General features: G+C 52.8%; 22 protein-coding genes. 12 read left to right on the top strand and 10 right to left on the bottom strand.

All coding sequences use genetic code 11. The annotated features are described in order from the left end of the window. The first annotated feature begins 70 nt into the window (after positions 1–70). The 3 genes from qseG to glnB are packed head-to-tail and all read left to right on the top strand — an operon-like array spanning position 71 to position 2,507. Positions 71–784, top strand: coding sequence for a two-component system QseEF-associated lipoprotein QseG (gene qseG, locus G434_RS15765; RefSeq protein WP_001215900.1), 714 nt, complete (start codon positions 71–73; stop codon positions 782–784). Further along, positions 774–2,108, top strand: coding sequence for a two-component system response regulator GlrR (gene glrR / locus G434_RS15770; RefSeq protein WP_001298983.1), 1,335 nt, complete (start codon positions 774–776; stop codon positions 2,106–2,108). The genes qseG and glrR overlap by 11 nt, the downstream gene beginning before the upstream one ends. Positions 2,109–2,168: 60 nt before the next feature. Further along, positions 2,169–2,507, top strand: coding sequence for a nitrogen regulatory protein P-II (gene glnB / locus G434_RS15775; protein WP_000717694.1), 339 nt, complete (start codon positions 2,169–2,171; stop codon positions 2,505–2,507). 44 nt (positions 2,508–2,551) lie between these two features. Here the strand turns inward: glnB and hmpA are convergent, their stop codons facing one another. Beyond that, complete coding sequence (hmpA, locus tag G434_RS15780; protein WP_000883136.1) at positions 2,552–3,742, bottom strand: NO-inducible flavohemoprotein; 1,191 nt, start codon at positions 3,740–3,742, stop codon at positions 2,552–2,554. Between the two features lie 328 nt (positions 3,743–4,070). On the opposite strand from hmpA, the gene glyA reads away from it, so the two are divergent. Then, positions 4,071–5,324, top strand: a complete 1,254-nt coding sequence (gene glyA / locus G434_RS15785) for a serine hydroxymethyltransferase (protein ID WP_000919149.1) — start codon at positions 4,071–4,073, stop codon at positions 5,322–5,324. A gap of 197 nt (positions 5,325–5,521) precedes the next feature. Here glyA and G434_RS15790 read toward each other — a convergent pair whose 3' ends face one another. Then, positions 5,522–6,715 carry an ROK family protein gene (locus G434_RS15790; RefSeq protein ID WP_001200781.1) on the bottom strand — a complete coding sequence of 398 codons (1,194 nt, stop codon included), beginning with the start codon at positions 6,713–6,715 and terminating at the stop codon, positions 5,522–5,524. A gap of 117 nt (positions 6,716–6,832) precedes the next feature. Between G434_RS15790 and G434_RS15795 the strand changes: the two genes are divergently transcribed. The 6 genes from G434_RS15795 (at position 6,833) to G434_RS15820 (ending at position 15,762) form a co-directional block, all read left to right on the top strand. Beyond that, a complete protein-coding gene (locus G434_RS15795; RefSeq protein ID WP_001309664.1) occupies positions 6,833–10,114 on the top strand; it encodes a DUF5107 domain-containing protein in 3,282 nt (1,093 codons plus the stop codon). A gap of 96 nt (positions 10,115–10,210) precedes the next feature. Beyond that, a complete protein-coding gene (locus G434_RS15800; protein ID WP_001124932.1) occupies positions 10,211–11,194 on the top strand; it encodes a substrate-binding domain-containing protein in 984 nt (327 codons plus the stop codon). 22 nt (positions 11,195–11,216) lie between these two features. Beyond that, positions 11,217–12,728, top strand: a complete 1,512-nt coding sequence (locus G434_RS15805) for a sugar ABC transporter ATP-binding protein (RefSeq protein WP_000493485.1) — start codon at positions 11,217–11,219, stop codon at positions 12,726–12,728. Positions 12,729–12,752: 24 nt separating this feature from the next. Further along, positions 12,753–13,751 carry an ABC transporter permease gene (locus G434_RS15810; RefSeq protein WP_001276664.1) on the top strand — a complete coding sequence of 333 codons (999 nt, stop codon included), beginning with the start codon at positions 12,753–12,755 and terminating at the stop codon, positions 13,749–13,751. Positions 13,752–13,783: 32 nt separating this feature from the next. Then, positions 13,784–14,878: a zinc-dependent alcohol dehydrogenase family protein gene (locus G434_RS15815; protein ID WP_000700790.1), complete on the top strand. Its 1,095-nt coding sequence runs from the start codon at positions 13,784–13,786 to the stop codon at positions 14,876–14,878. Positions 14,879–14,889: 11 nt separating this feature from the next. Continuing rightward, positions 14,890–15,762, top strand: a complete 873-nt coding sequence (locus G434_RS15820) for an aldose 1-epimerase (protein WP_000158530.1) — start codon at positions 14,890–14,892, stop codon at positions 15,760–15,762. A 46-nt stretch (positions 15,763–15,808) separates the two neighbouring features. Here the strand turns inward: G434_RS15820 and G434_RS15825 are convergent, their stop codons facing one another. From G434_RS15825 to hcaE, 6 genes are all read right to left on the bottom strand, one after another. Then, positions 15,809–16,231: a DoxX family protein gene (locus G434_RS15825; RefSeq protein WP_001087250.1), complete on the bottom strand. Its 423-nt coding sequence runs from the start codon at positions 16,229–16,231 to the stop codon at positions 15,809–15,811. A gap of 96 nt (positions 16,232–16,327) precedes the next feature. Next, positions 16,328–17,530 carry a phenylpropionate dioxygenase ferredoxin reductase subunit gene (hcaD, locus tag G434_RS15830; protein WP_000660778.1) on the bottom strand — a complete coding sequence of 401 codons (1,203 nt, stop codon included), beginning with the start codon at positions 17,528–17,530 and terminating at the stop codon, positions 16,328–16,330. Between the two features lie 9 nt (positions 17,531–17,539). Beyond that, positions 17,540–18,352, bottom strand: a complete 813-nt coding sequence (hcaB, locus tag G434_RS15835) for a 3-phenylpropionate-dihydrodiol/cinnamic acid-dihydrodiol dehydrogenase (RefSeq protein WP_001281389.1) — start codon at positions 18,350–18,352, stop codon at positions 17,540–17,542. Next, entirely contained in the window at positions 18,349–18,669 is a 321-nt protein-coding gene (locus G434_RS15840) for a bifunctional 3-phenylpropionate/cinnamic acid dioxygenase ferredoxin subunit (protein WP_001080102.1), read from the bottom strand. The genes hcaB and G434_RS15840 overlap by 4 nt, the downstream gene beginning before the upstream one ends. Beyond that, positions 18,669–19,187 carry a 3-phenylpropionate/cinnamic acid dioxygenase subunit beta gene (hcaF, locus tag G434_RS15845; protein WP_001276064.1) on the bottom strand — a complete coding sequence of 173 codons (519 nt, stop codon included), beginning with the start codon at positions 19,185–19,187 and terminating at the stop codon, positions 18,669–18,671. The genes G434_RS15840 and hcaF overlap by 1 nt, the downstream gene beginning before the upstream one ends. After that, the gene (hcaE, locus tag G434_RS15850; protein WP_000211172.1) at positions 19,184–20,545 is read right to left on the bottom strand and encodes a 3-phenylpropionate/cinnamic acid dioxygenase subunit alpha; all 1,362 of its coding nucleotides are present in this window, start codon (positions 20,543–20,545) and stop codon (positions 19,184–19,186) included. Before hcaE ends, hcaF begins: the two co-directional genes overlap by 4 nt. A gap of 135 nt (positions 20,546–20,680) precedes the next feature. Here hcaE and hcaR point away from each other — a divergent pair, with 135 nt between their 5' ends. Together hcaR and G434_RS15860 are read left to right on the top strand one after the other, a co-directional pair. Continuing rightward, the gene (gene hcaR, locus G434_RS15855) at positions 20,681–21,571 is read left to right on the top strand and encodes a DNA-binding transcriptional regulator HcaR (RefSeq protein ID WP_000423252.1); all 891 of its coding nucleotides are present in this window, start codon (positions 20,681–20,683) and stop codon (positions 21,569–21,571) included. Positions 21,572–21,730: 159 nt separating this feature from the next. Beyond that, complete coding sequence (locus G434_RS15860; protein WP_000244193.1) at positions 21,731–22,870, top strand: 3-phenylpropionate MFS transporter; 1,140 nt, start codon at positions 21,731–21,733, stop codon at positions 22,868–22,870. Here the strand turns inward: G434_RS15860 and csiE are convergent. Continuing rightward, a complete protein-coding gene (gene csiE / locus G434_RS15865) occupies positions 22,862–24,142 on the bottom strand; it encodes a stationary phase inducible protein CsiE (RefSeq protein WP_000983016.1) in 1,281 nt (426 codons plus the stop codon). The genes G434_RS15860 and csiE overlap by 9 nt on opposite strands. 190 nt (positions 24,143–24,332) lie before the next feature. Further along, on the bottom strand, positions 24,333–25,187 hold the full coding sequence (locus tag G434_RS15870) for an alpha/beta hydrolase (RefSeq protein WP_001207718.1): 855 nt from the start codon (positions 25,185–25,187) through the stop codon (positions 24,333–24,335). Between the last annotated feature and the right edge of the window lie 28 nt (positions 25,188–25,215).

Here is a 25,215-nt window from a genome sequence, read left to right as displayed (position 1 = left end):
TCCGCGCTGTCCATGTCCAGACTGTCTGTAACAATTACGCCCACTGGGAAAGGCGCTAAGTCTGGTGAATATGCGACACATTTTTCAACGATTATTGCCCCGACGGCTGTGGCTGGCAGGGCTGCCATGTCTGGCATTGCTGGGTTGCGTGCAGAGTCACAATAAGCCAGCCATTAATACGCCAGCAGAAGAAAAAATTCCGGTTTATCAACTGGCTGACTATCTTTCTACTGAATGTAGCGACATCTGGGCGCTGCAAGGTAAATCAACCGAAACCAATCCGCTTTACTGGCTGCGGGCGATGGATTGTGCTGATCGTTTAATGCCTGCGCAGTCGCGTCAGCAAGCTCGCCAATATAACGACGGCAGCTGGCAAAATACCTTTAAACAAGGGATTTTGCTCGCCGATGCCAAAATTACGCCGTATGAGCGCCGCCAGCTGGTCGCGCGCATTGATGCGCTAAGTACCGAAATCCCGGCACAGGTTCGCCCTCTGTATCAACTTTGGCGCGACGGTCAGGCGCTGCAACTGCAACTGGCGGAAGAGCGCCAACGCTACAGCAAACTCCAGCAGTCCAGCGACAGCGAGCTGGATACTTTGCGCCAGCAACATCACGTTCTACAACAGCAACTGGAACTCACTACCCGCAAGCTGGAAAACCTGACCGATATTGAACGCCAGCTCTCGACCCGCAAACCGGCTGGAAATTTCTCGCCGGATACGCCGCACGAGGGTGAAAAGCCCGCGCCATCCACCCATGAGGTCACTCCTGATGAGCCATAAACCTGCGCATTTATTATTGGTCGATGACGATCCGGGATTGCTGAAACTGCTTGGCCTGCGCCTGACCAGCGAAGGCTACAGCGTGGTCACGGCGGAAAGTGGTGCTGAAGGATTACGGGTACTGAATCGCGAAAAAGTAGATTTAGTCATCAGCGACCTGCGGATGGATGAAATGGACGGTATGCAGCTGTTTGCTGAAATCCAGAAAGTGCAGCCGGGAATGCCAGTAATTATTCTTACCGCGCATGGTTCTATTCCCGATGCCGTTGCTGCAACACAGCAGGGCGTTTTTAGTTTCCTCACCAAGCCTGTCGATAAAGACGCGCTATATCAGGCAATTGACGATGCGCTGGAACAATCCGCGCCAGCCACCGACGAACGTTGGCGCGAGGCGATTGTCACCCGCAGCCCGCTGATGCTGCGTTTGCTGGAACAGGCGCGGCTGGTGGCGCAATCAGACGTTAGCGTTTTGATTAACGGCCAGAGCGGCACCGGGAAAGAGATTTTCGCCCAGGCTATCCACAACGCCAGCCCGCGTAACAGCAAGCCGTTTATTGCTATTAACTGTGGTGCATTGCCCGAGCAATTGCTGGAGTCGGAACTGTTTGGTCATGCGCGTGGCGCGTTTACTGGCGCTGTCAGCAATCGCGAAGGTTTATTCCAGGCGGCGGAAGGCGGTACGCTATTTCTCGATGAGATTGGCGATATGCCCGCACCGTTGCAGGTCAAACTGCTGCGCGTGTTGCAGGAGCGTAAAGTGCGCCCGCTGGGCAGTAACCGCGATATTGATATCGACGTGCGGATTATTTCCGCCACTCACCGCGACCTGCCAAAAGCGATGGCGCGCGGGGAATTCCGCGAAGATCTCTATTACCGCCTCAACGTTGTCAGCCTGAAAATTCCGGCTCTGGCAGAGCGCACAGAAGACATTCCGCTACTGGCAAATCACCTGTTGCGCCAGGCGGCAGAGCGACATAAACCGTTTGTCCGCGCGTTCTCCACCGATGCAATGAAACGCCTGATGACCGCTAGCTGGCCGGGTAATGTACGCCAGTTGGTCAACGTGATTGAACAGTGCGTGGCGCTGACCTCATCTCCGGTGATTAGCGATGCATTAGTAGAGCAGGCGCTGGAGGGCGAAAACACGGCGCTGCCAACCTTTGTTGAGGCACGTAATCAGTTTGAACTCAACTATTTGCGTAAGCTGCTGCAAATCACCAAAGGCAACGTCACCCACGCGGCGAGAATGGCGGGGCGCAACCGGACAGAATTTTATAAACTGCTTTCCCGACACGAGCTGGATGCAAACGATTTCAAGGAATGAATTGGCGTTATGTGTTACGTTTAGCAGATCAAAAGACAGGCGACCTTTTCAAGGAATAGCATGAAAAAGATTGATGCGATTATTAAACCCTTCAAGCTGGACGATGTTCGCGAAGCACTGGCGGAAGTCGGCATTACCGGCATGACGGTCACTGAGGTGAAAGGTTTTGGCCGCCAGAAAGGCCATACCGAGCTGTACCGCGGCGCGGAGTATATGGTGGATTTTCTGCCGAAGGTGAAAATTGAGATTGTCGTACCGGACGACATTGTCGATACCTGTGTCGATACCATTATTCGCACGGCGCAAACCGGCAAAATCGGTGACGGTAAAATCTTCGTCTTCGACGTGGCACGGGTTATTCGTATCCGTACCGGTGAAGAAGACGACGCGGCAATTTAAACCGCGTCAAGGGTTGCCGGATGTTTCCATCCGGCAACATCAAATCACAGCACCTTATGCGGGCCAAAGCATTCGTAATGAATGTTTTCCTGCTTCACGCCCAGATCCACTAACTGTTTCGCGGCAAACTGCATGAAGCCAACCGGGCCGCAGAGATAGAACTGCATTGTCGGATCGCTGAACGCACCTTCCAGTTTGCTCAAATCCATCAGACCTTCGCTATCAAACTGACCTTTAGCGCGATCGGCTTCGCTCGGCTGACGATACCAGGTGTGCGCGGTAAAGCGCGGCAGTGCTTGCCCCAGTTCCTTAACTTCATCGGCAAAGGCGTGAACATCGCCATTTTCTGCCGCATGGAACCAGTTCACTTGTGCTGTGTGGCCAGCTTTTGCCAGCGTGTCGAGCATTGCCAGCATTGGCGTTTGACCGACACCGGCAGAGATTAACGTCACTGGTGTGTCATCTGCGACAGCCATAAAGAAATCACCTGCTGGAGCGACCAGTTTCACGACATCGCCAACATTGGCGTGATTGTGCAGCCAGTTGGATACCTGCCCACCCTCTTCGCGTTTCACCGCAATACGATAGCCTTTGCCATCCGGTTTGCGAGTCAAAGAGTACTGACGAATTTCCTGATGCGGGAAACCTTCCGGCTTCAGCCAGACGCCGAGATATTGCCCCGGACGGTATTCTGCCACTGCGCCACCGTCGACCGGCTCCAGTTCGAAGCTGGTGATAAGCGCGCTGCGCGGTGTTTTAGCCACAATGCGGAAATCGCGAGTACCTTTCCAGCCACCGGCTTTGCTGGCGTTTTCGTTATAGATTTCCGCCTCGCGATTGATAAATACATTAGCCAGTACGCCATAGGCTTTACCCCACGCGTCCAGCACTTCCTGGCCCGGGCTGAACATTTCGTCCAGCGTCGCCAACAGGTGTTCACCGACAATGTTGTACTGTTCCGGTTTGATCTGGAAGCTGGTGTGCTTCTGCGCGATTTTTTCTACCGCTGGCAGCAGCGCAGGCAGGTTTTCAATATTACTGGCGTAGGCGGCAATAGCGTTAAACAGGGCTTCACGTTGATCGCCATTACGCTGGTTACTCATGTTAAAAATTTCTTTGAGTTCTGGGTTATGAGTAAACATACGGTCGTAGAAATGGGCGGTTAACTTTGGCCCCGTTTCCACCAGTAAAGGGATGGTGGCTTTTACTGTAGCGATGGTTTGAGCGTCAAGCATATGGTCTTCCTTTTTTTTGCATCTTAATTGATGTATCTCAAATGCATCTTATAAAAAATAGCCCTGCAATGTAAATGGTTCTTTGGTGTTTTTCAGAAAGAATGTGATGAAGTGAAAAATTTGCATCACAAACCTGAAAAGAAATCCGTTTCCGGTTGCAAGCTCTTTATTCTCCAAAGCCTTGCGCAGCCTGAAGGTAATCGTTTGCGTAAATTCCTTTGTCAAGACCTGTTATCGCACAATGATTCGGTTATACTGTTCGCCGTTGTCCAACAGGACCGCCTATAAAGGCCAAAAATTTTATTGTTAGCTGAGTCAGGAGATGCGGATGTTAAAGCGTGAAATGAACATTGCCGATTATGATGCCGAACTGTGGCAGGCTATGGAGCAGGAAAAAGTACGTCAGGAAGAGCACATCGAACTGATCGCCTCCGAAAACTACACCAGCCCGCGCGTAATGCAGGCGCAGGGTTCTCAGCTGACCAACAAATATGCTGAAGGTTATCCGGGCAAACGCTACTACGGCGGTTGCGAGTATGTTGATATCGTTGAACAACTGGCGATCGATCGTGCGAAAGAACTGTTCGGTGCTGACTACGCTAACGTCCAGCCGCACTCCGGCTCCCAGGCTAACTTTGCGGTGTACACCGCGCTGCTGGAACCAGGTGATACCGTTCTGGGTATGAACCTGGCGCATGGCGGTCACCTGACTCACGGTTCTCCGGTTAACTTCTCCGGTAAACTGTACAACATCGTTCCTTACGGTATCGATGCTAGCGGTCATATCGACTACGCCGATCTGGAAAAACAAGCCAAAGAACACAAACCGAAAATGATTATCGGTGGCTTCTCTGCATATTCCGGCGTGGTGGACTGGGCGAAAATGCGTGAAATCGCTGACAGCATCGGTGCTTACCTGTTCGTTGATATGGCGCACGTTGCGGGCCTGGTTGCAGCTGGCGTCTACCCGAACCCGGTTCCTCATGCTCACGTTGTTACTACCACCACTCACAAAACCCTGGCGGGTCCGCGCGGCGGCCTGATCCTGGCGAAAGGTGGTAGCGAAGAGCTGTACAAAAAACTGAACTCTGCCGTTTTCCCTGGTGGTCAGGGCGGTCCGTTGATGCACGTAATCGCCGGTAAAGCGGTTGCTCTGAAAGAAGCGATGGAGCCTGAGTTCAAAACTTACCAGCAGCAGGTCGCTAAAAACGCTAAAGCGATGGTAGAAGTGTTCCTGGAACGCGGCTACAAAGTGGTTTCCGGCGGCACTGATAACCACCTGTTCCTGGTTGATCTGGTTGATAAAAACCTGACCGGTAAAGAAGCGGACGCCGCTCTGGGCCGTGCTAACATCACCGTTAACAAAAACAGCGTACCGAACGATCCGAAGAGCCCGTTTGTGACCTCCGGTATTCGCGTGGGTACTCCGGCGATTACCCGTCGTGGCTTTAAAGAAGCCGAAGCGAAAGAACTGGCTGGCTGGATGTGTGACGTGCTGGACAGCATCAATGATGAAGCGGTTATTGAGCGCATCAAAGGTAAAGTTCTCGACATCTGCGCACGTTACCCGGTTTACGCATAAGCGAAACGGTGATTTGCTGACAATGTGCTCGTTGTTCATGCCGGAAGCGGCATGAACGCCTAATCCGGCCTACAAAACTTTGCAAATTCAATATATTGCAATATCCGTGTAGGCCTGATAAGCGTAGTGCATCAGGCAATCTTAGGTTTGTGATCATCAAGGCTTCCTTCGGGAAGCCTTTCTACGTTATCGCGCCATCAAATCTGTCGTAACTGTGCCTCAACATACAAATAGCCAATCCCCAGCACCTGTTGTGCGCGGCTTAATAGCCCAAAGCCAATTTGCGTTGCTTTCACGCTCGGTCCTTCATCGCGGTCGAACGGGTTAAATCCCGTCTGGCGAATAATGGTATTAAGCCAGTGCTCACCAAAGGCACAACTGCGACCGTACAACCAAATCTGATTAATATTGAGGATGTTGAGGAAGTTATACAGACTCAAACCAATGGCGTTGGCAGAGCGATCAACCCAACTGGTGATCCACGGTTCTCCACTCTGCCAGGCAGCGATTAACTGCGCGGTAGTCAGTTTTTCAGGATCAAGCTGAGTATTAACCGGTTGTGATTTTAGCCATACCCGCGCCTGTTTTTTTAACGCGCTTAACGAGGCGACGGTTTCCAGGCAGCCATAACGTCCGCAGTCGCAGACGACGCCATCCGGATTAACGATGGTGTGACCAATTTGTCCGCTACCATACAAACTGCCGCGATAAATTTGCTCGTTAATCACGAACGACGAGCCAATGCCGTAATCAACGTTGATCACGCAGAAATCCCGGCCCTGCGAATTATTTTGCCATTTCTCCGCCAGCGCCAGCATCACGCAGTCATTATCGACCATCACCCGAATGCCGAGCTTCTCTTCCAGCAGATATTTTACCTCAACCGGCGTTGTCCACGGCGCTTGCGGCATGGTTTGCGACACGCCAGTCACCGGATCAACCTGACCGTGGATTGCCAGCGCCAGGTTGATGGTACGGTCCGGCCACAATTTACGGTGGCGATGCCAGCATTTTTCGATTTCGGACAGCAGCGCCTGCGGCGTCGGTGCATCAATCTGTAAATACTCAAATTCACCTTTCGGACTTAAACAAGCATTAGCAACCTGACACTCAATACTGGTGGGCGTCACGTTCAGGCACAGCGTCCAGTCACCTTCCGGCGCAATCAGCCATGTACCGCTACTATGCCCGCGCGTCTGGCTTTCATCGTCGATATTCACCACCCGTTTTTCGCTTTCCAGTTCCTGCAAAATATTACTGACCGCCGGAATCGAAATTTGCGCCAGCCGGGCCAGCGTTGATTTATTGGCGCGCTTTTGCCGGTACAGCAGTTCCAGAATCACGCATTTGTTATGGTGGCGAATCTGTTGATTGTTAATGCAGGCTCTCATCTTTACTAAACCTTGTTTAGTTAATTGCGTGATTATTCCGCGAAAACATTGCCAGATTGTTCAATACACTGCCACAAATCTTTTAATTCAGTATGTCTTGTTAATATTGAGGGCACCATGACTCCAGTAAAAGTGTGGCAAGAGCGCGTTGAGATCCCGACCTATGAAACCGGGCCGCAGGATATACATCCCATGTTCCTGGAAAATCGCGTTTATCAGGGATCGTCCGGCGCGGTTTATCCCTACGGCGTGACCGATACGCTGAGCGAGCAGAAAACCCTGAAATCCTGGCAGGCGGTGTGGCTGGAAAACGACTACATTAAAGTGATGATCCTGCCGGAACTGGGCGGTCGGGTGCATCGCGCATGGGATAAAGTGAAACAGCGCGATTTTGTCTATCACAATGAAGTCATTAAACCTGCGCTGGTGGGGCTGCTGGGACCGTGGATCTCCGGCGGGATTGAGTTTAACTGGCCGCAACACCATCGCCCGACCACCTTTATGCCCGTCGATTTCACCCTCGAAGCCCATGAAGACGGCGCACAAACCGTGTGGGTCGGCGAAACGGAGCCGATGCACGGTTTACAGGTGATGACAGGTTTCACCCTGCGCCCTGACCGGGCGGCTCTGGAAATCGCCAGCCGCGTCTATAACGGCAACGCCACTCCGCGTCATTTCTTGTGGTGGGCCAACCCGGCAGTGAAAGGGGGTGAAGGGCATCAGAGCGTCTTCCCGCCGGATGTAACGGCGGTCTTTGATCACGGCAAACGGGCCGTCTCCGCTTTCCCCATCGCCACCGGCACTTACTACAAAGTGGACTACTCCTCTGGAGTGGACATTTCTCGCTATAAAAATGTGCCCGTTCCAACCTCATATATGGCTGAAAAATCGCAGTACGATTTTGTCGGCGCGTGGTGTCACGATGAAGATGGCGGTTTGCTGCACGTTGCCAACCACCATATTGCGCCAGGTAAAAAACAGTGGAGTTGGGGACACAGTGAGTTTGGCCAGGCGTGGGATAAGAGTCTGACCGACAATAACGGCCCGTATATCGAACTGATGACCGGTATTTTTGCCGATAACCAGCCTGATTTTACCTGGCTTGATGCGTACGAAGAGAAGCGTTTCGAGCAGTATTTCCTGCCTTATCATTCTCTGGGCATGGTGCAAAATGCCTCCCGCGATGCGGTGATAAAACTCCAGCGTAGTGAGCGGGGGATTGAGTGGGGGCTGTATGCCATCTCTCCGTTGAACGGATACCGCCTGGCGATCCGCGAAATCGGCAAATGCAACGCGTTACTTGATGATGCCGTGGCACTGATGCCAGCGACCGCCATCCAGGGCGTGTTGCACGGTATCAATCCTGACAGACTGACCATTGAGCTCTCCGATGCCGACGGCAATATCATACTGAGTTATCAGGAACATCAGCCGCAAGAGTTGCCGTTGCCGGACGTCGCCAAAGCGCCACTGGCAGCACAAGACATTACCAGTACAGATGAAGCCTGGTTTATCGGTCAGCATCTGGAGCAATATCATCACGCCAGCCGTTCACCGTTCGATTACTACCTGCGCGGCGTGGCGCTGGATCCGCTGGATTATCGCTGTAACCTGGCGCTGGCGATGCTGGAATATAACCGCGCAGATTTCCCGCAAGCGGTGGCGTATGCCACTCAGGCGCTGAAACGCGCACATGCGCTGAACAAAAATCCGCAGTGCGGACAGGCGAGTTTGATTCGCGCCAGTGCTTACGAACGTCAGGGGCAATATCAACAAGCCGAAGAGGATTTCTGGCGTGCGGTCTGGAGCGGCAACAGTAAAGCAGGTGGCTATTATGGTCTGGCACGGCTGGCGGCGCGTAATGGTAACTTCGACGCTGGTCTGGATTTTTGCCAACAAAGTCTTCGCGCCTGCCCAACCAATCAGGAAGTGCTTTGCCTGCATAATCTGCTGCTGGTGTTAAGTGGTCGTCAGGGCAACGCGCGTTTGCAGCGTGAGAAACTGCTGCGTGATTATCCGCTGAACGCCACTCTGTGGTGGCTGAACTGGTTCGATGGTCGTAGCGAATCAGCCTTCGCGCAGTGGCGCGGTCTGTGTCAGGGACGCGACGTTAACGCCCTGGTGACCGCCGGGCAACTGATTAACTGGGGAATGCCCACCCTGGCGGCAGAGATGCTGAACGCACTGGACTGCCAGCGCACGCTGCCGCTTTACCTGCAAGCCAGCTTGCTGCCGAAAGCTGAACGCGGCGAACTGGTCGCAAAAGCCATTGATGTCTTCCCACAGTTTGTCCGTTTCCCGAATACGCTGGAAGAAGTGGCGGCGCTGGAGAGTATTGAAGAGTGCTGGTTTGCCCGTCATTTACTGGCCTGCTTCTACTACAACAAGCGCAGCTACAACAAAGCCATTACTTTATGGCAACGTTGCGTAGAGATGTCGCCAGAGTTTGCCGATGGCTGGCGCGGGTTGGCGATCCATGCGTGGAATAAGCAACACGATTATGAGCTGGCCGCGCGTTATCTTGATAATGCTTATCAGCTTGCGCCGCAGGATGCACGTCTGCTTTTCGAACGGGATTTGCTGGATAAGTTAAGTGGAACCACACCGGAGAAACGACTGGCGCGTCTGGAAAATAATCTGGAAATTGCGCTGAAACGCGACGACATGACCGCAGAACTGCTCAATTTGTGGCATCTCACGGGTCAGGCAGACAAAGCGGCGGACATTCTCGCCACGCGCAAATTCCACCCGTGGGAAGGCGGGGAAGGGAAGATCACCAGTCAGTTTATCCTCAACCAGTTATTACGCGCCTGGCAGCATCTTGATGCCAGAGAGCCGCAGCAGGCCAGCGAACTGCTTCATGCCGCGCTGCATTATCCGGAGAATTTAAGCGAAGGCCGTTTACCGGGGCAAACTGATAACGACATCTGGTTCTGGCAGGCGATATGCGCCAACGCGCAGGGCGATCAAACTGAAGCGATGCGTTGTTTACGTCTGGCGGCGACTGGCGATCGCACCATTAACATTCACAGTTATTACAACGATCAGCCGGTTGATTATCTCTTCTGGCAAGGAATGGCGCTGCGACTGCTGGGTGAACAGCAAACCGCACAGCAACTGTTTAGTGAAATGAAACAGTGGGCGCAAGAGATGGCGAAAACCAGTATTGAGGCGGATTTCTTTGCTGTTTCACAACCTGACCTGTTGTCGCTGTATGGCGATTTACAACAGCAGCATAAAGAAAAATGCCTGATGGTGGCGATGCTGGCGTCCGCGGGACTCGGGGAGGCTGCGCACTATGAATCTGCTCGCGCTGAATTGACGGCGATTAATCCGGCCTGGCCGAAAGCGGCATTATTCACCACTGTGATGCCTTTTATTTTTAACCGCGTTCACTAAACCCTATTAACTGTAATATTTGAGCGGCACGCGCTGCCGCTCATCACAAAATAATTAGAATAAGCCGTTGTAAATAAAAACCCTACAGGAGGCACTATGCCTAAAAAAATGACAACAACCCGTAATCTATTATTAATGGCTACGCTATTAGGTAGCGCACTATTTGCCAGAGCTGCGGATAAAGAAATGACCATTGGCGCAATATACCTTGATACTCAGGGATATTACGCTGGCGTGCGTCAGGGCGTTCAGGATGCGGCAAAAGATTCTTCAGTACAGGTACAGTTAATTGAAACTAACGCACAGGGTGATATTTCGAAAGAAAGTACCTTTGTTGATACCCTCGTGGCGCGTAATGTCGATGCCATTATTTTATCGGCAGTGTCTGAAAATGGCAGTAGCCGTACCGTTCGTCGCGCCAGTGAAGCGGGTATTCCGGTGATTTGCTACAACACCTGTATTAATCAAAAAGGCGTCGATAAATATGTCTCGGCGTATCTGGTCGGCGATCCGCTGGAATTTGGTAAAAAACTGGGTAACGCTGCCGCCGATTATTTTATTGCCAATAAAATTGACCAGCCGAAAATTGCCGTCATCAATTGCGAAGCCTTTGAAGTTTGTGTGCAGCGACGTAAAGGATTTGAAGAAGTATTAAAATCCCGCGTTCCCGGCGCGCAAATTGTCGCTAATCAGGAAGGGACTGTTTTAGATAAAGCGATTTCCGTTGGTGAAAAACTAATTATCTCCACGCCGGATCTCAACGCCATTATGGGAGAATCGGGTGGTGCGACACTCGGCGCGGTAAAAGCGGTACGTAATCAAAATCAGGCCGGAAAAATTGCTGTTTTCGGTTCGGATATGACCACTGAAATTGCTCAGGAGCTGGAAAACAATCAGGTGTTGAAAGCGGTGGTGGATATTTCCGGTAAGAAAATGGGCAATGCTGTCTTCGCGCAAACATTGAAGGTTATCAACAAACAAGCCGACGGTGAAAAAGTGATTCAGGTGCCTATCGATCTCTATACCAAAACGGAAGACGGTAAACAGTGGCTGGCAACGCACGTTGATGGTCTGCCCTAATCGCTGATTCGCAGAGGTCCCTATGTTCACGGCAACAGAGGCAGTCCCGGTAGCAAAAGTGGTGGCAGGAAATAAGCGTTATCCCGGCGTCGTTGCGTTGGATAACGTTAACTTCACGCTCAATAAAGGCGAAGTTCGTGCGCTGTTAGGCAAAAACGGCGCGGGCAAATCGACCCTCATTCGAATGCTTACCGGCAGTGAACGTCCGGATAGCGGTGATATCTGGATTGGCGAGACGCGACTGGAAGGTGACGAAGCTACGTTGACTCGCCGTGCCGCTGAACTGGGGGTTCGTGCGGTTTATCAGGAGTTAAGTCTGGTGGAGGGACTGACGGTGGCGGAAAACCTCTGCCTCGGTCAGTGGCCCCGCCGCAACGGCATGATTGATTACCTGCAAATGGCGCAGGATGCCCAACGTTGCTTACAGGCGCTGGGCGTTGACGTTAGCCCTGAACAACTTGTTTCAACGCTAAGCCCGGCGCAAAAGCAACTGGTGGAAATTGCGCGGGTGATGAAGGGCGAGCCGCGCGTGGTCATTCTTGATGAACCTACCAGTTCGCTTGCCAGTGCGGAAGTTGAACTGGTGATCAGCGCGGTTAAAAAGATGTCGGCACTGGGCGTGGCGGTGATTTATGTCAGCCACCGGATGGAAGAAATCCGCCGCATAGCCTCCTGTGCCACCGTTATGCGCGATGGTCAGGTGGCGGGCGATGTGATGCTCGAAAACACCTCCACGCATCATATTGTGTCGCTAATGCTCGGGCGCGATCACGTTGATATTGCGCCGGTTTCCCCTCAGGAAATTGTCGATCAGGCCGTGCTGGAAGTCCGTGCGTTACGCCATAAGCCCAAGCTGGAGGATATCAGCTTTACGCTCCGTCGTGGCGAAGTACTCGGCATTGCTGGCCTGCTGGGGGCAGGGCGCAGTGAATTGTTGAAAGCCATAGTTGGGCTGGAGACGTATGAACAGGGCGAAATTGTTATCAACGGCGAGAAAATCACTCGCCCCGATTACGGCGACATGCTGAAACGCGGCATTGGCTATACGCCAGAAAACCGCAAAGAAGCGGGGATCATTCCCTGGCTGGGCGTTGACGAAAATACAGTGCTGACCAATCGGCAAAAAATCAGCGCCAACGGTGTGCTGCAATGGTCCACCATCCGCCGCCTGACCGAAGAGGTGATGCAGCGGATGACGGTCAAGGCCGCCAGTAGCGAAACGCCCATCGGCACGCTTTCTGGTGGCAATCAGCAAAAAGTGGTGATCGGTCGTTGGGTCTATGCTGCCAGCCAGATTTTGTTGCTCGACGAGCCAACGCGCGGCGTCGATATCGAAGCCAAACAGCAGATTTACCGTATTGTCCGCGAGCTGGCTGCCGAAGGAAAAAGCGTGGTGTTTATCTCCAGTGAAGTGGAGGAGTTGCCGCTGGTGTGTGACCGCATCCTGTTATTACAGCACGGTACGTTCTCGCAGGAGTTTCACTCGCCGGTCAATGTGGATGAGCTGATGTCCGCCATTCTGTCTGTGCACTGATGAATTTTACCGAGGAACCTGAAGATGTCTGCTTCGTCATTACCATTGCCGCAGGGCAAGAGCGTCTCGCTCAAACAATTTGTCAGTCGCCATATTAATGAGATCGGTTTGCTGGTGGTGATCGCCATTCTTTATCTGGTCTTCTCTCTGAACGCGCCTGGCTTTATCTCATTGAATAACCAGATGAACGTGCTGCGCGATGCCGCCACCATTGGGATCGCCGCCTGGGCGATGACGCTGATTATTATCTCCGGGGAAATTGATGTCAGCGTTGGGCCGATGGTGGCTTTTGTCTCGGTGTGCCTGGCATTTTTGCTGCAATTTGAGGTTCCGCTGGCGATTGCTTGTCTGCTGGTGTTGCTGTTAGGCGCGCTGATGGGAACGCTCGCCGGGGTGCTGCGCGGCGTGTTTAACGTGCCAAGTTTTGTTGCCACGCTGGGTTTATGGAGCGCCCTGCGCGGAATGGGGCTATTTATGACGAACGCCTTGCCAGTGCCGATTGACGAAAACGAAGTGCTGGACTGGCTGGGCGGACAATTTCTCGGTGTGCCGGTATCCGCGCTGATCATGATGGTGCTGTTTGCGCTGTTTGTGTTCATTAGCCGCAAAACCGCCTTCGGGCGCTCGGTTTTTGCCGTTGGCGGTAATGCCACGGCGGCGCAGTTATGCGGTATTAACGTTCGTCGGGTACGCATTCTTATTTTTACCCTTTCGGGATTATTAGCAGCGGTGACCGGCATTTTGTTGGCGGCGCGCCTCGGTTCCGGTAACGCAGGTGCCGCAAACGGTCTGGAGTTTGACGTCATCGCCGCGGTCGTGGTTGGCGGTACGGCGCTTTCCGGTGGTCGCGGTTCCCTGTTCGGTACATTGCTTGGTGTGTTGGTGATTACGCTAATCGGTAACGGTCTGGTGCTGCTCGGGATTAACTCCTTTTTCCAGCAGGTGGTGCGCGGCGTCATCATCGTGGTGGCGGTGCTGGCGAATATCTTGCTGACTCAGCGAAGCAGTAAAGCGAAACGCTAAACCTAAACGTCCCTGGCGCGGGTGCGGCAGGGATGAAAATTAATCGTATTGTTAATGAGGGATTTATGAAAACGATGCTGGCAGCTTATTTACCAGGAAATTCGACCGTCGATCTGCGGGAAGTTGCGGTGCCGACGCCGGGGATTAACCAGGTACTGATCAAAATGAAATCCTCCGGAATTTGCGGAAGCGATGTCCACTATATCTACCACCAACACCGCGCTACGGCGGCGGCACCCGATAAACCGTTATACCAGGGATTTATCAACGGTCATGAACCGTGCGGGCAAATTGTGGCGATGGGGCAAGGCTGCCGCCATTTTAAAGAGGGCGACCGTGTGCTGGTGTATCATATTTCTGGCTGTGGTTTTTGCCCGAACTGCCGTCGTGGTTTTCCTATCTCTTGTACTGGCGAAGGAAAAGCGGCTTACGGCTGGCAGCGTGACGGCGGCCATGCTGAATACCTGCTGGCGGAAGAAAAAGATCTGATCCTGCTCCCGGACGCGCTGAGCTATGAAGATGGTGCGTTTATCAGTTGCGGCGTTGGTACAGCGTATGAAGGGATTTTGCGCGGCGAAGTTTCCGGCAGTGATAACGTGCTGGTGGTCGGTCTGGGGCCGGTCGGCATGATGGCGATGATGCTGGCGAAAGGTCGCGGTGCAAAAAGGATCATCGGCGTTGATATGCTGCCGGAACGTCTGGCGATGGCGAAACAGTTAGGGGTGATGGATCATGGCTATTTAGCAACGACCGAAGGTCTGCCGCAGATTATCGCCGAACTTACCCACGGTGGCGCGGATGTTGCGCTCGATTGTTCCGGTAATGCCGCAGGTCGCTTACTGGCGTTGCAATCCACTGCTGACTGGGGACGGGTGGTTTACATCGGAGAAACCGGAAAAGTGGAGTTCGAGGTTAGCGCTGATCTGATGCATCATCAACGGCGGATTATTGGCTCCTGGGTGACCAGTCTGTTCCATATGGAAAAATGCGCCCACGATTTAACGGACTGGAAACTGTGGCCGCGTAACGCCATTACCCATCGCTTCACGCTGGAACAGGCAGGAGATGCCTATGCGCTGATGGCGAGCGGTAAATGCGGGAAAGTTGTGATTAACTTCCCGGATTAAGGAGTCAGCTGATGACCATCTATACGTTATCTCACGGGCCGCTAAAGCTGGACGTTTCTGACCGGGGCGGCGTCATCGAAGGCTTCTGGCGTGACGCGACGCCGCTCTTACGTCCCGGTAAAAAAAGCGGTGTGGCAACCGATGCCTCTTGTTTCCCTCTGGTGCCGTTTGCAAACCGGGTGAGTGGCAACCGTTTTGTCTGGCAGGGGCGTGAGTATCAACTGCAACCGAATGTTGAGTGGGATGCGCACTATCTGCACGGCGACGGCTGGCTGGGGCAGTGGCAATGTGTCTCGCGCAGCGAAGATAGCTTGTGTCTGGTGTATGAACATCGCAGCGGTGTTTATCACTATCGGGTAAGTCAGGCGTTTCATTTAACGGCAGATACGCTGACGGTGACGCTCTCTGTCACCAATCAAGGGGCAGAGACGCTGCCATTTGGTACCGGCTGGCATCCTTATTTTCCGTTGTCACCACAAACGCGGATTCAGGCGCAGGCGAGCGGTTACTGGCTGGAGCGGGAGCAGTGGCTGGCGGGTGAGTTTTGCGAGCAGCTACCGCAGGAGCTGGATTTCAACCAGCTCGCGCCGTTGCCGCGCCAGTGGGTAAACAATGGCTTTGCCGGATGGAATGGTCAGTCCCGCATCGAGCAGCCGCAGGAGGGGTACGCCATCATCATGGAAACGACGCCACCTGCACCATGTTATTTCATCTTTGTTTCCGACCCGGCGTTTGATAAAGGATATGCGTTTGATTTCTTCTGTCTGGAACCGATGAGCCATGCGCCAGATGACCATCATCGCCCGGAAGGGGGTGATCTCATTGCGCTTGCACCAGGGGAATCAACAACTTCAGAGATGTCGTTGCGGGTTGCGTTACTGTAATTTATAAAATGCCGGATAAGGCGTTCACGCCGCATCCGGCATGTTTTTAACGCCGATCGAGAGAAATTGCCCCCGGCCCGGTAATTGCCAACAGCAGGAATGCGCCAGCGATACTGACATTCTTCCAGAAATTAATCATATTTGGCCCAACCGCATCGCCGGTCATATCCCAGTAATGGTGACCAATTACCGCCGTACCCAGCGTGTAGAAAATAAACAGCACCGCCAGCGGACGGGTGAAAAAGCCAAGCACGATTAATATTGCGGCGGGCACTTCCATAACTACCGCAATAATCGCTGCCAGCATTGGCATTGGCGCGCCCAGCGAGGCCATATATTGGACCGTACCGTCAAAGCCCATCATTTTGGGAAAACCAAAAATAATGAAAATCAAGACCACGGCGATACGGGCAATTAATAACAAAACGGGGCGTGCAGCACCAAAATCAAAATAACGTAGTGAGTTCATAACCAATCCCTTTGCAAGATAATGTGATTTAAACGTAATACACACTCTGGTACCTCGCCACGCCCCAGGCGTTGAGATATTCGCTAATTATCCTGGTTACAGTGATTTAAGCGCGATGTCCTCATCTGTCAGCAGTTTCGCATTAAACGTTTTGCCGCTCTGGATCCATTTGCGGATTGGGCGAATCTCACGGCCCTGATTCAGCGTGACTGCACCGATAAGCACGCCGTTTTGCAGATTAAACCAAATCGCCTTCTGAGTTTCCGGGTTGCCACGACAAATCCAGTCATCGCCATGCATATCGCCAATAAACTGTAAGTTATCACTGTACTGATCGCTCCAGAACCACGGCGGCGGCAGTCGCGGAAGCGGTAGCCCCAACATTGCGGCAGCGGCAATTTGCGCCTGGTTATTGGCGTTTTCCCAGCTTTCGCAGCGGTGTAGTGCACCATTATCAAGACGGGTGATTGCCACATCGCCACCGGCAAAGATCGCGGGATCGCAGGTGCGGCAAGCCTCATCAATGACAATGCCATTGGCAGTATCAAGGTTGGCCTCGCGAGCCAGTTGGTCGTTGGCGCTGATACCAATACCGTAAATCACCACATCGGCCTGAAGCGTTTCGCCACTTTGCAGCGTCAGTTCTACTTTTTCACCATCGACCACATGTTCAATGGCATTATTGAGCAGAATGCGCACACCAGCCTGCTGATGGCGCTGTAAAAGATAGCGTTGCACGGGCGGTGGTGCATTACGGCCCATGACGGTTGCCGCCAGTTCAATCACTGTCACCTTACATCCACGCTGCGTGGCGCTGGCAGCCAGTTCCAGACCAATAGTTCCGGCACCGACAATCACGACTGACCGTTCGGGCTGCAGAACTTCTCTCAGTCTGGCGGCATCGTCGGCATGGCGCAGGGTAAAGCAGCGTTCTCCCAGTGCATCAAGCAACGGCAGCGGTCGGGCTGCCGCGCCGGTTGCCATAAACAGCTGATCCCACTGCCAACTTTCGCCGTTGGTTAACACTAACTCTCTTGTGTCGCGGCCCAGCGATTTGATGGTTACACCGGAATGCAGATGAACATTGTTTTCCTGCCACCAGTTAGCGGGTAACACCTGCTGTAACTGCGGGGAATCTTCCAGCAACATGGATTTCGAGAGCGGGGGGCGTTCATAAGGTAGATGTCGCTCATCGGAAAACAGATGCAGCTCACCGGTGAACCCTTGCTGGCGTAGCGAGGCCGCAGCCATTGCCGCCGCTTGCCCGCCACCGACAATAATGATCGTTTTTTCTTTCATCGTGCTTCCTTAAAGATCCAGCCCAGCCGCTACGTGGCGAATGCCGCGAATCGCTAAACCCGCATCAGCGTTGATCATCACACCGCTTAATGCGCGATTATTGCGCCGCGATGCCAACATCACATACGGACCCGTAAAATCCGCCGGTTGCGGGAAAAATTGCAGCGGTAATATGGCGGCAATTTTCTCCGGCGTCAGAGACTGCATTATCGAGGTTTCACTTTGCCCGAGCGCCTGTGGGCCGCGCAGGTCGCTGGCCATACCACACGGGCCGACGCCATTCACCCGCACTTTCGGTGCCAGTTCATAAGCCAGTTGGCGAATAAGTCCGGTTGCGGCATGTTTACTGGCGGTGTACAGCGGGCCACCGCCGCCGGGATACCAGGCGGCGTTTGACAGTGTGAAAATCATGCTGCCTTCACTGGCGATTAACGCCGGAGCGCAGGCTTTTGCGCCCAGCAGGTAACCGAGTACGTTGACATTAAACAGCTCGTGGAAGCCGGTTTCGAGCGTCTCTGCGGGAGTGTTAACCAGTGAGGCATTGTGATCCCAGATGCCCGCATTGCCGATAAAACAATCCAGCTTGCCAGAACGAGTCAGGATCTGATTAACCGCGCGTTGATAATCGGCATAGCAGGTCACGTTACCTTCCACCGCCAGAATATGTTCGCCAAATCGCTGACGCAGACTGGCGACTTTTGCCGCCGACAGTTCCAGCGTGGCAACCTGCGCGCCTTCTTCGATAAATCGCTCGACCAGCGCCAGGCCTAATCCCGATCCGCCGCCGGTAATAAAGATGGACTCGTTATGCAGATCGCTCATGGCTGCGCCTCCGGTAAGTCGATGAAGATGTCACCACCTTCAACGTGTACTGGATAAGTGGTTAGCGGATCGGTGGCGGGCAGGCATAACGCTTTCCCCGTTTTCAGGCAAAAACTGGCGGCGTGCAGCGGGCACTCCACCGTGGCGTCATCTTCCAGATACCCTTCTGACATCGACGCATTACCATGGCTGCAACGATCGTTAATGGCATAAAACTCGCCGCCCACGTTGAACAAGGCGATGACGGGCGAGGTATCGATCCGGAGAGCCTCACCCTCCGGCACATCCGCAACGGGACACGCATAAATTCGATTCATCAGAACAGTACACTCAGGTTATGGGAAGTGATCACCGCTTGATCCAGGACGATATCCCGTTCCAGCAAGCGCCAGTTGTCATCTTCCAGACGGCGAACTTTGTCAAAACGAGTCCCGACATAGAATGTTTCATCGCGCTCTTTTTGTGCCCGATAAAGCAGATAATTTACCCGCACAGCAAATACGTTTGGTATGTCGGTTTCGTTTACCTGGCAGTTGCTGATTAAGTGACGGGTGCGTGACGGCGGTTCTTCTGCCCAGGCCATACCCGTTTCCAGACGGGCGATTCGCCGTTCCAGCTGGTCTTTGGTGTCATTAAAAATCCAGGTTGTCGGCGGCTGAATGCCTTTGCGGCGGTCGCGCGTTTGCGCGTTAACTGTGGTGCGCATGGTGTAACGAATCTCTTCGTCGAGCTGTGCCAGCCAGTCACGAAATTTCCAGTCATCCAGCAGACTGGCTTCGTGAAAGAGAAACTGGCTAATGCGGTGATGTAACTCCAGTGAAACTTGCGCACTCATTTCATCACCTCCTGCTGGTAAGCGGCGGTTTTATCGAGCACTTCCTGCCAGCTTTCGCTACTCAGGAGATCGGCCCAGCGTTGGTACATTCCACGAGCGGCCGTTTCTGAGAAGATATAGTTAGTAATGCCTGGAATGCCGTCGTCGCGACGCTTTTCCTGACCAAGCCCCATTTCCAGACACAGTTTGCTGTTGCGGGCGCGGTGACCTTTCAGCAATTTCTGGATTTCACACCAGTTCTCCGAGTCATCCTGCTCGAGAAAACCAGCAGGACCAAAAGCACGAGTGGCGCTGTTTTCAAAAGCGGCTTTAACTTCATCGGAGGCGGCTTTGTCAGTAATACAGAACGCCCACACTTCAACTTGATCAGGGCCGCGCGGATGCCAGACGCGGAGCGTGGCAGTGCCGTTGAGCCAGGAAAGCGTGGGGAAAATATTGTTATGACCCGCCAGGCGCAGGGCGCGAACTTCACCTAAACGTTGTTCTGCTTCGGCATAGGTTTCGCGGTAATAGCTGGAAACCGCGCCATCGACCCAGACATTAGCATCCGGTTTTTCAGTAAAGAAAAAACCGCTGCCGTGACCGTCCTGACCAAACTGCAGCGCATCTTTGGCGGTTTCCCACACCGGGCGGGCAGTTTGTCCATCACCGAGACGCTTATCGCTGCCATCATCTTTCGCCCCTAATACCTGAACGGCAGAAGCATGGCTGAACAGAGCATGATACTGGTCACTGGCGAACTGCTCTGCCGGGAATTTCCAGTTGCAGTTGATCACCCACTTTTGTACGCCGCCGACAATTTCGGTGCCGCCTTCGCGACGATCCAGCATGCCATCCAGATACCAGGCAATGTCACCAAGGTAATCACGCAGACCCGGTGCGCTGGTATCCCAGTTGCCAAAAATCAGCCCTTTATAACTCTCCACACAAGGAACTTCGTTTAGCCCCCAGTGGGATTTACACAACCCTTGTGGGTAGGCGCGAGGTTCCAGCGGTACGTCGATCAATTCGCCGTTAATACCGTAAGACCAGCCGTGATACGGGCAGGTAAAGGCGCGAGTGTTGCCGCAATCTGCATAACTCACACGCATGGCCCGATGGCGGCATTGGTTGAGAAACGCCTTGATGCTGCCGTCTTTCTGGCGCACCACGACAACCGCATCTTCTCCCATGTAGGTGTTAAAGAAATCACCGGGTTTTGGGATCTGGCTTTCGTGGGCGAGAAATAGCCAGCAACGACCGAAAATGCGCTCAAGCTCCAGTTGGTAAATATCCGGATCGGTATAAATACGCGGAGTGACCCGACCGTTTTGGGTGTCAATCAGTTGGTAAATGTTCAAATCTGAGGGGGTGGTCATATTTTTTAATCCTGAAAGATAAGATGTATTGACCTTCTATTTTTGTGCCATAAGGATGTTGCTGGTTGGTTGCTAATATGTGAAATAGTTAATTTCTACCAGCTGAGACGTTTTTTCGATAACAAGGGGAAGGTGATGGAACTACGGCATTTACGCTATTTCGTCGCAGTGGCGCAGGCACTGAACTTTACCCGTGCGGCGGAAAAACTGCATACCTCACAGCCTTCGTTAAGCAGCCAGATCCGCGATCTTGAAAACTGTGTCGGTGTTCCGTTACTGGTGAGGGATAAGCGCAAAGTCGCGTTGACGGCGGCGGGAGAATGTTTTCTCCAGGACGCGCTGGCAATCCTCGAACAAGCGGAAAATGCCAAATTACGGGCGCGGAAAATTGTTCAGGAAGACAGACAATTAACCATTGGCTTTGTGCCATCGGCGGAAGTGAATTTACTGCCAAAAGTATTACCGATGTTTCGTCTCAGACAGCCAGACACCTTAATTGAGCTGGTGAGTTTAATCACCACGGAACAGGAAGAAAAAATTCGCCGTGGTGAACTCGACGTCGGCTTAATGCGCCATCCTGTTTATAGCCCGGAGATTGATTATCTGGAGCTTTTTGACGAACCATTAGTGGTGGTGTTACCGGTTGATCACCCTTTAGCACATGAAAAAGAGATCACTGCCGCGCAACTGGATGGCGTGAATTTCGTCAGTACTGATCCAGCGTATTCCGGTTCGCTTGCGCCGATCGTTAAAGCGTGGTTTGCGCAAGAAAACAGCCAGCCAAATATCGTCCAGGTGGCAACGAATATTCTGGTGACCATGAATCTGGTGGGGATGGGGCTGGGCGTCACTTTGATACCCGGTTATATGAATAATTTTAATACCGGCCAGGTGGTATTTCGACCCATTGCCGGAAATGTGCCTTCCATTACTTTACTGATGGCGTGGAAGAAAGGGGAGATGAAGCCGGCATTACGCGATTTCATCGCCATTGTGCAGGAACGTTTGGCAAGCGTAACGGCATAATTACGCATTATTTTTGCAACATGCGTCGCAGGTCGCAGTTTTTGAGTGCTTGTGAACTGGCGTTACAGACATCGGGAAGCAGGCTCGAATATTCTTATTTTTCAACTTGCACCAACATTCGATTAACCCCAGACTAACGCCTCCTGACGGGAGGGACTCATGGTTTTGCAATCCACGCGCTGGTTGGCGCTCGGCTATTTCACATACTTTTTTAGTTACGGCATTTTTCTACCTTTCTGGAGCGTCTGGCTTAAAGGGATTGGTTTAACGCCAGAAACCATCGGCCTGTTATTGGGGGCAGGTCTGGTTGCCCGTTTTCTCGGGAGTTTGCTCATCGCGCCCCGCGTCAGCGATCCTTCTCGCCTGATTTCCGCCTTGCGCGTGCTGGCACTGCTGACACTTCTCTTTGCAGTCGCCTTCTGGGCGGGGGCGCACGTAGCGTGGCTGATGCTGGTGATGATTGGCTTTAACCTCTTTTTCTCACCGCTGGTACCGTTGACCGATGCACTGGCGAATACGTGGCAAAAGCAGTTCCCGCTTGATTACGGCAAAGTGCGATTGTGGGGCTCGGTGGCGTTTGTCATTGGCTCGGCGTTGACGGGTAAACTGGTCACTATGTTTGATTATCGGGTGATCCTCGCGCTGTTGACGTTGGGCGTGGCATCCATGCTGCTCGGCTTTCTCATCCGTCCAACGATTCAGCCACAAGGGGCAAGCCGCCAGCAGGAGAGCACCGGTTGGTCTGCGTGGTTGGCGCTGGTTCGCCAGAACTGGCGCTTTCTGGCCTGCGTTTGTTTATTGCAGGGGGCGCATGCGGCCTATTACGGTTTTAGCGCCATTTACTGGCAGGCCGCTGGCTACTCGGCCTCGGCGGTGGGCTATTTGTGGTCGCTGGGCGTGGTGGCGGAAGTCATTATCTTTGCGCTGAGTAATAAACTTTTCCGCCGTTGTAGTGCACGCGATATGCTGTTGATCTCGGCGATTTGCGGCGTAGTGCGCTGGGGCATTATGGGAGCAACTACGGCGTTGCCGTGGTTGATAGTGGTGCAAATTCTGCATTGCGGCACCTTCACGGTCTGCCACCTGGCCGCCATGCGCTATATTGCCGCTCGCCAGGGTAGCGAAGTCATCCGTTTACAGGCGGTTTACTCTGCCGTCGCGATGGGCGGCAGTATCGCCATCATGACCGTTTTCGCCGGTTTCCTGTATCAATATCTGGGCCACGGCGTGTTCTGGGTGATGGCGCTGGTGGCGCTTCCGGCAATGTTTTTGCGCCCGAAAGTTGTTCCCTCATGCTGATTCGAGTATTTTGCGGATCTGCTCCTGTTGATGTGTTGTCAGCGTCAGGTCCGTATAGATCAGCGGTGGTGAAAAGAGCGGTAACGGCATGGTATAAGGAGCAATAATCAGTGCCGCGCCGCGCGGAGCGCCTGTCTGCAAAAATACCTTTACCGACATATGTTTAATATTGAGCGGCAGTAACGTTAGTTCGCGTAGCTGCTGCTCAATCTGCGCTTCTCGCTCACTATCATTCCCGGTCAGTAGAATAATCTGTTTCTCATGCAGGTCGTTTTCCTGCATTAGCCAGGCACCAAAAATCACCGCGACCAGACCGCTTTCCTCATCAGAAAGATGGACGCCGTATTCACTTTCAAATCCGGTCAGCGCCGCGCGGGTGGTGCGCACCAGGCGTGGATACAGGCGGGCGAACTCTTCCGGCAGGGTGTTATCAATACCGATGGCAAACAAACTGCGATTTAACGCCTGGGCGAGGTGGGTATAAAGCTGATCGCACAACCCCTGTTCATCATAAAAACGAACATTTCCCAGCTCACGAAAATGGTTTACCAGACGTTTGATAGACTGACGCAGTTGTCTGTCCCGCTGATGCGCATCCCGCAGTGGATCGGGAACCCGCAACATGGAAAAAAGTAATGCCATGAACAGTGGCTCATCAGGCGGTACAGGCTGGAGCGCTCGACGCTGCCAGTGGCGTCCAATTTCCTGCGCTACCTGAAATTCAAGGCAGGATTCCGCCCAGCGACGTTGGAGCGGATTAAACTGAGGCGTAATTCCAGCGTGGTGTTGCAGCAAACAATATTGCAGATACAGACACAGGAAATGAATATCGCGCGTTTCAAAGTGTTTTTGCAGCCGTCGGGAGCAGAGATTCACTAACGCTTGTAGATTGGTATCGTCGTAAAAGTTACGCGCAATTCCGCGCCGCTTCAGTTCACTCTTCAGGGCGGGGGTGAAATGGCTGGTAATAAATGACGGACACAGACGGAAACCACGTCGTAGCCAGTGAAATAAACACAAACGTTGGTTAAGCACTGTACCTTCAACCCGGTAGCTACCGTCATAACCAGTAGTCAGTGTGAGTTGATGATAGCGCAGGATCTCCCGTCCTGTTTCGCTGATATCAAGACTGGCAATATCATCATCCACACCATTAAGCTCGCTGAAAGTTGCCGTGGTGGCGGTCAACCCCGGCTGAAAGAGCGTCAGCAAGATCTGGCAGCGGCGCTGGGGAGCCGAAAGGACAGATGGTGGAGCAAGCGTAGGCATCATCTGTAGATCTCCCATAAGCATAATTGATAAGAATAGCTAAAGTTTGCTCAGGGAAATGGCGAAGGGAATGCTAATCATCAGAAATGTTGGCAAGCGTCACAGAATTTTTCTCATCTTAAACTGTTCTGACCAGTGGATTAGCATGTCTTAAGGTGGTTTTGTGAATGATTATCGTGCTAGCGATCATGGGTTAGTTCTGCGGATTCAACGCGCTAAGGATAAAATCCACCATCTGTTCGCGATAAACATCGCCGTGACGATCGGAAAAAGCATCAATGTGTTCGCCATCCGGGATTAGGATCAACCGTTTTGGCTCTTTTGCCAGGCTATACAACTTTTCGCTGTGCTGCCATGGGATAACGTGATCAGCTTTACCGTGAATCAGTAAAAGCGGGATCGGGCTGACGCTGGCGATGTAATTTTCGCCGCTGTAACTCTCATCAAGTAAGTAGCCACTGCCGGGGAGCATCTGGTTGGCGATGGTCGCATAAGAGGCGAATGTGGAGTCGAGGATCACCGCACGTATGCCTTCACGATCACCCTGACCAATAACATCCAGAATATTCGCCCCGCCAATACTCTGCCCGAACAGCACCAGCCGTTGTGGGTTTACATCACTGCGATGGCGCACCACATTGATGGCACTTTGCGTATCGTCCAGCAATCCGGCCTGGGACGGCGTGCCTTTTGATTTACCAAACCCGCGATAATCAAACATAAAAACGTTGAAATTACGCTCGGGTAACCAACTGACCAGCGGCCAGTGGGCGGACATATTTCCGGCATTGCCGTGAGCATGAATAATGGTGGCAATGGCATTTTCAGCGGGGCCAGTTGCAGAAGGGATAAACCAACCATGTAGGCGAGTGCCATCTTTAGCGGTGAATTCTACTGATTCGGCTGACCAGGGATCGGGGCCGTAGATTTTGTCGTCAGGGTAATAGAAAAAATTGATGGCGATGCGCGGTATTAAATAAATGCAGAAGGCAACAACAAAGAGAATAAACAGAATTTTGAGAACGCGTTTGTTCACTGGCAGCGCCATAACCTTTCCTTGCGACTTCTTTATTATC

This window comes from Escherichia sp. KTE172 (assembly GCF_000408845.1).
GTDB lineage: Bacteria > Pseudomonadota > Gammaproteobacteria > Enterobacterales > Enterobacteriaceae > Escherichia > Escherichia coli.
Note: the sequence above shows the minus strand (reverse complement) of the source record. Positions and strands in the feature narration are given on the sequence as shown.

Excerpts from the sequence above, each read along its gene's own strand:
- hcaR (WP_000423252.1), top strand. The coding sequence starts at position 20,681 with ATGGAACTACGGCATTTACGCTATTTCGTCGCAGTGGCGCAGGCACTG.
- hcaD (WP_000660778.1), bottom strand. The coding sequence starts at position 17,530 with ATGAAAGAAAAAACGATCATTATTGTCGGTGGCGGGCAAGCGGCGGCA.
- hcaE (WP_000211172.1), bottom strand. The coding sequence starts at position 20,545 with ATGACCACCCCCTCAGATTTGAACATTTACCAACTGATTGACACCCAA.
- qseG (WP_001215900.1), top strand. The coding sequence starts at position 71 with ATGCGACACATTTTTCAACGATTATTGCCCCGACGGCTGTGGCTGGCA.
- G434_RS15815 (WP_000700790.1), top strand. The coding sequence starts at position 13,784 with ATGAAAATTAATCGTATTGTTAATGAGGGATTTATGAAAACGATGCTG.
- G434_RS15805 (WP_000493485.1), top strand. The coding sequence starts at position 11,217 with ATGTTCACGGCAACAGAGGCAGTCCCGGTAGCAAAAGTGGTGGCAGGA.
- G434_RS15810 (WP_001276664.1), top strand. The coding sequence starts at position 12,753 with ATGTCTGCTTCGTCATTACCATTGCCGCAGGGCAAGAGCGTCTCGCTC.
- G434_RS15790 (WP_001200781.1), bottom strand. The coding sequence starts at position 6,715 with ATGAGAGCCTGCATTAACAATCAACAGATTCGCCACCATAACAAATGC.
- G434_RS15870 (WP_001207718.1), bottom strand. The coding sequence starts at position 25,187 with ATGGCGCTGCCAGTGAACAAACGCGTTCTCAAAATTCTGTTTATTCTC.
- csiE (WP_000983016.1), bottom strand. The coding sequence starts at position 24,142 with ATGATGCCTACGCTTGCTCCACCATCTGTCCTTTCGGCTCCCCAGCGC.
- G434_RS15800 (WP_001124932.1), top strand. The coding sequence starts at position 10,211 with ATGCCTAAAAAAATGACAACAACCCGTAATCTATTATTAATGGCTACG.
- G434_RS15860 (WP_000244193.1), top strand. The coding sequence starts at position 21,731 with ATGGTTTTGCAATCCACGCGCTGGTTGGCGCTCGGCTATTTCACATAC.
- hcaB (WP_001281389.1), bottom strand. The coding sequence starts at position 18,352 with ATGAGCGATCTGCATAACGAGTCCATCTTTATTACCGGCGGCGGATCG.
- glnB (WP_000717694.1), top strand. The coding sequence starts at position 2,169 with ATGAAAAAGATTGATGCGATTATTAAACCCTTCAAGCTGGACGATGTT.
- G434_RS15840 (WP_001080102.1), bottom strand. The coding sequence starts at position 18,669 with ATGAATCGAATTTATGCGTGTCCCGTTGCGGATGTGCCGGAGGGTGAG.
- hmpA (WP_000883136.1), bottom strand. The coding sequence starts at position 3,742 with ATGCTTGACGCTCAAACCATCGCTACAGTAAAAGCCACCATCCCTTTA.
- glrR (WP_001298983.1), top strand. The coding sequence starts at position 774 with ATGAGCCATAAACCTGCGCATTTATTATTGGTCGATGACGATCCGGGA.
- hcaF (WP_001276064.1), bottom strand. The coding sequence starts at position 19,187 with ATGAGTGCGCAAGTTTCACTGGAGTTACATCACCGCATTAGCCAGTTT.
- G434_RS15795 (WP_001309664.1), top strand. The coding sequence starts at position 6,833 with ATGACTCCAGTAAAAGTGTGGCAAGAGCGCGTTGAGATCCCGACCTAT.
- G434_RS15820 (WP_000158530.1), top strand. The coding sequence starts at position 14,890 with ATGACCATCTATACGTTATCTCACGGGCCGCTAAAGCTGGACGTTTCT.
- glyA (WP_000919149.1), top strand. The coding sequence starts at position 4,071 with ATGTTAAAGCGTGAAATGAACATTGCCGATTATGATGCCGAACTGTGG.
- G434_RS15825 (WP_001087250.1), bottom strand. The coding sequence starts at position 16,231 with ATGAACTCACTACGTTATTTTGATTTTGGTGCTGCACGCCCCGTTTTG.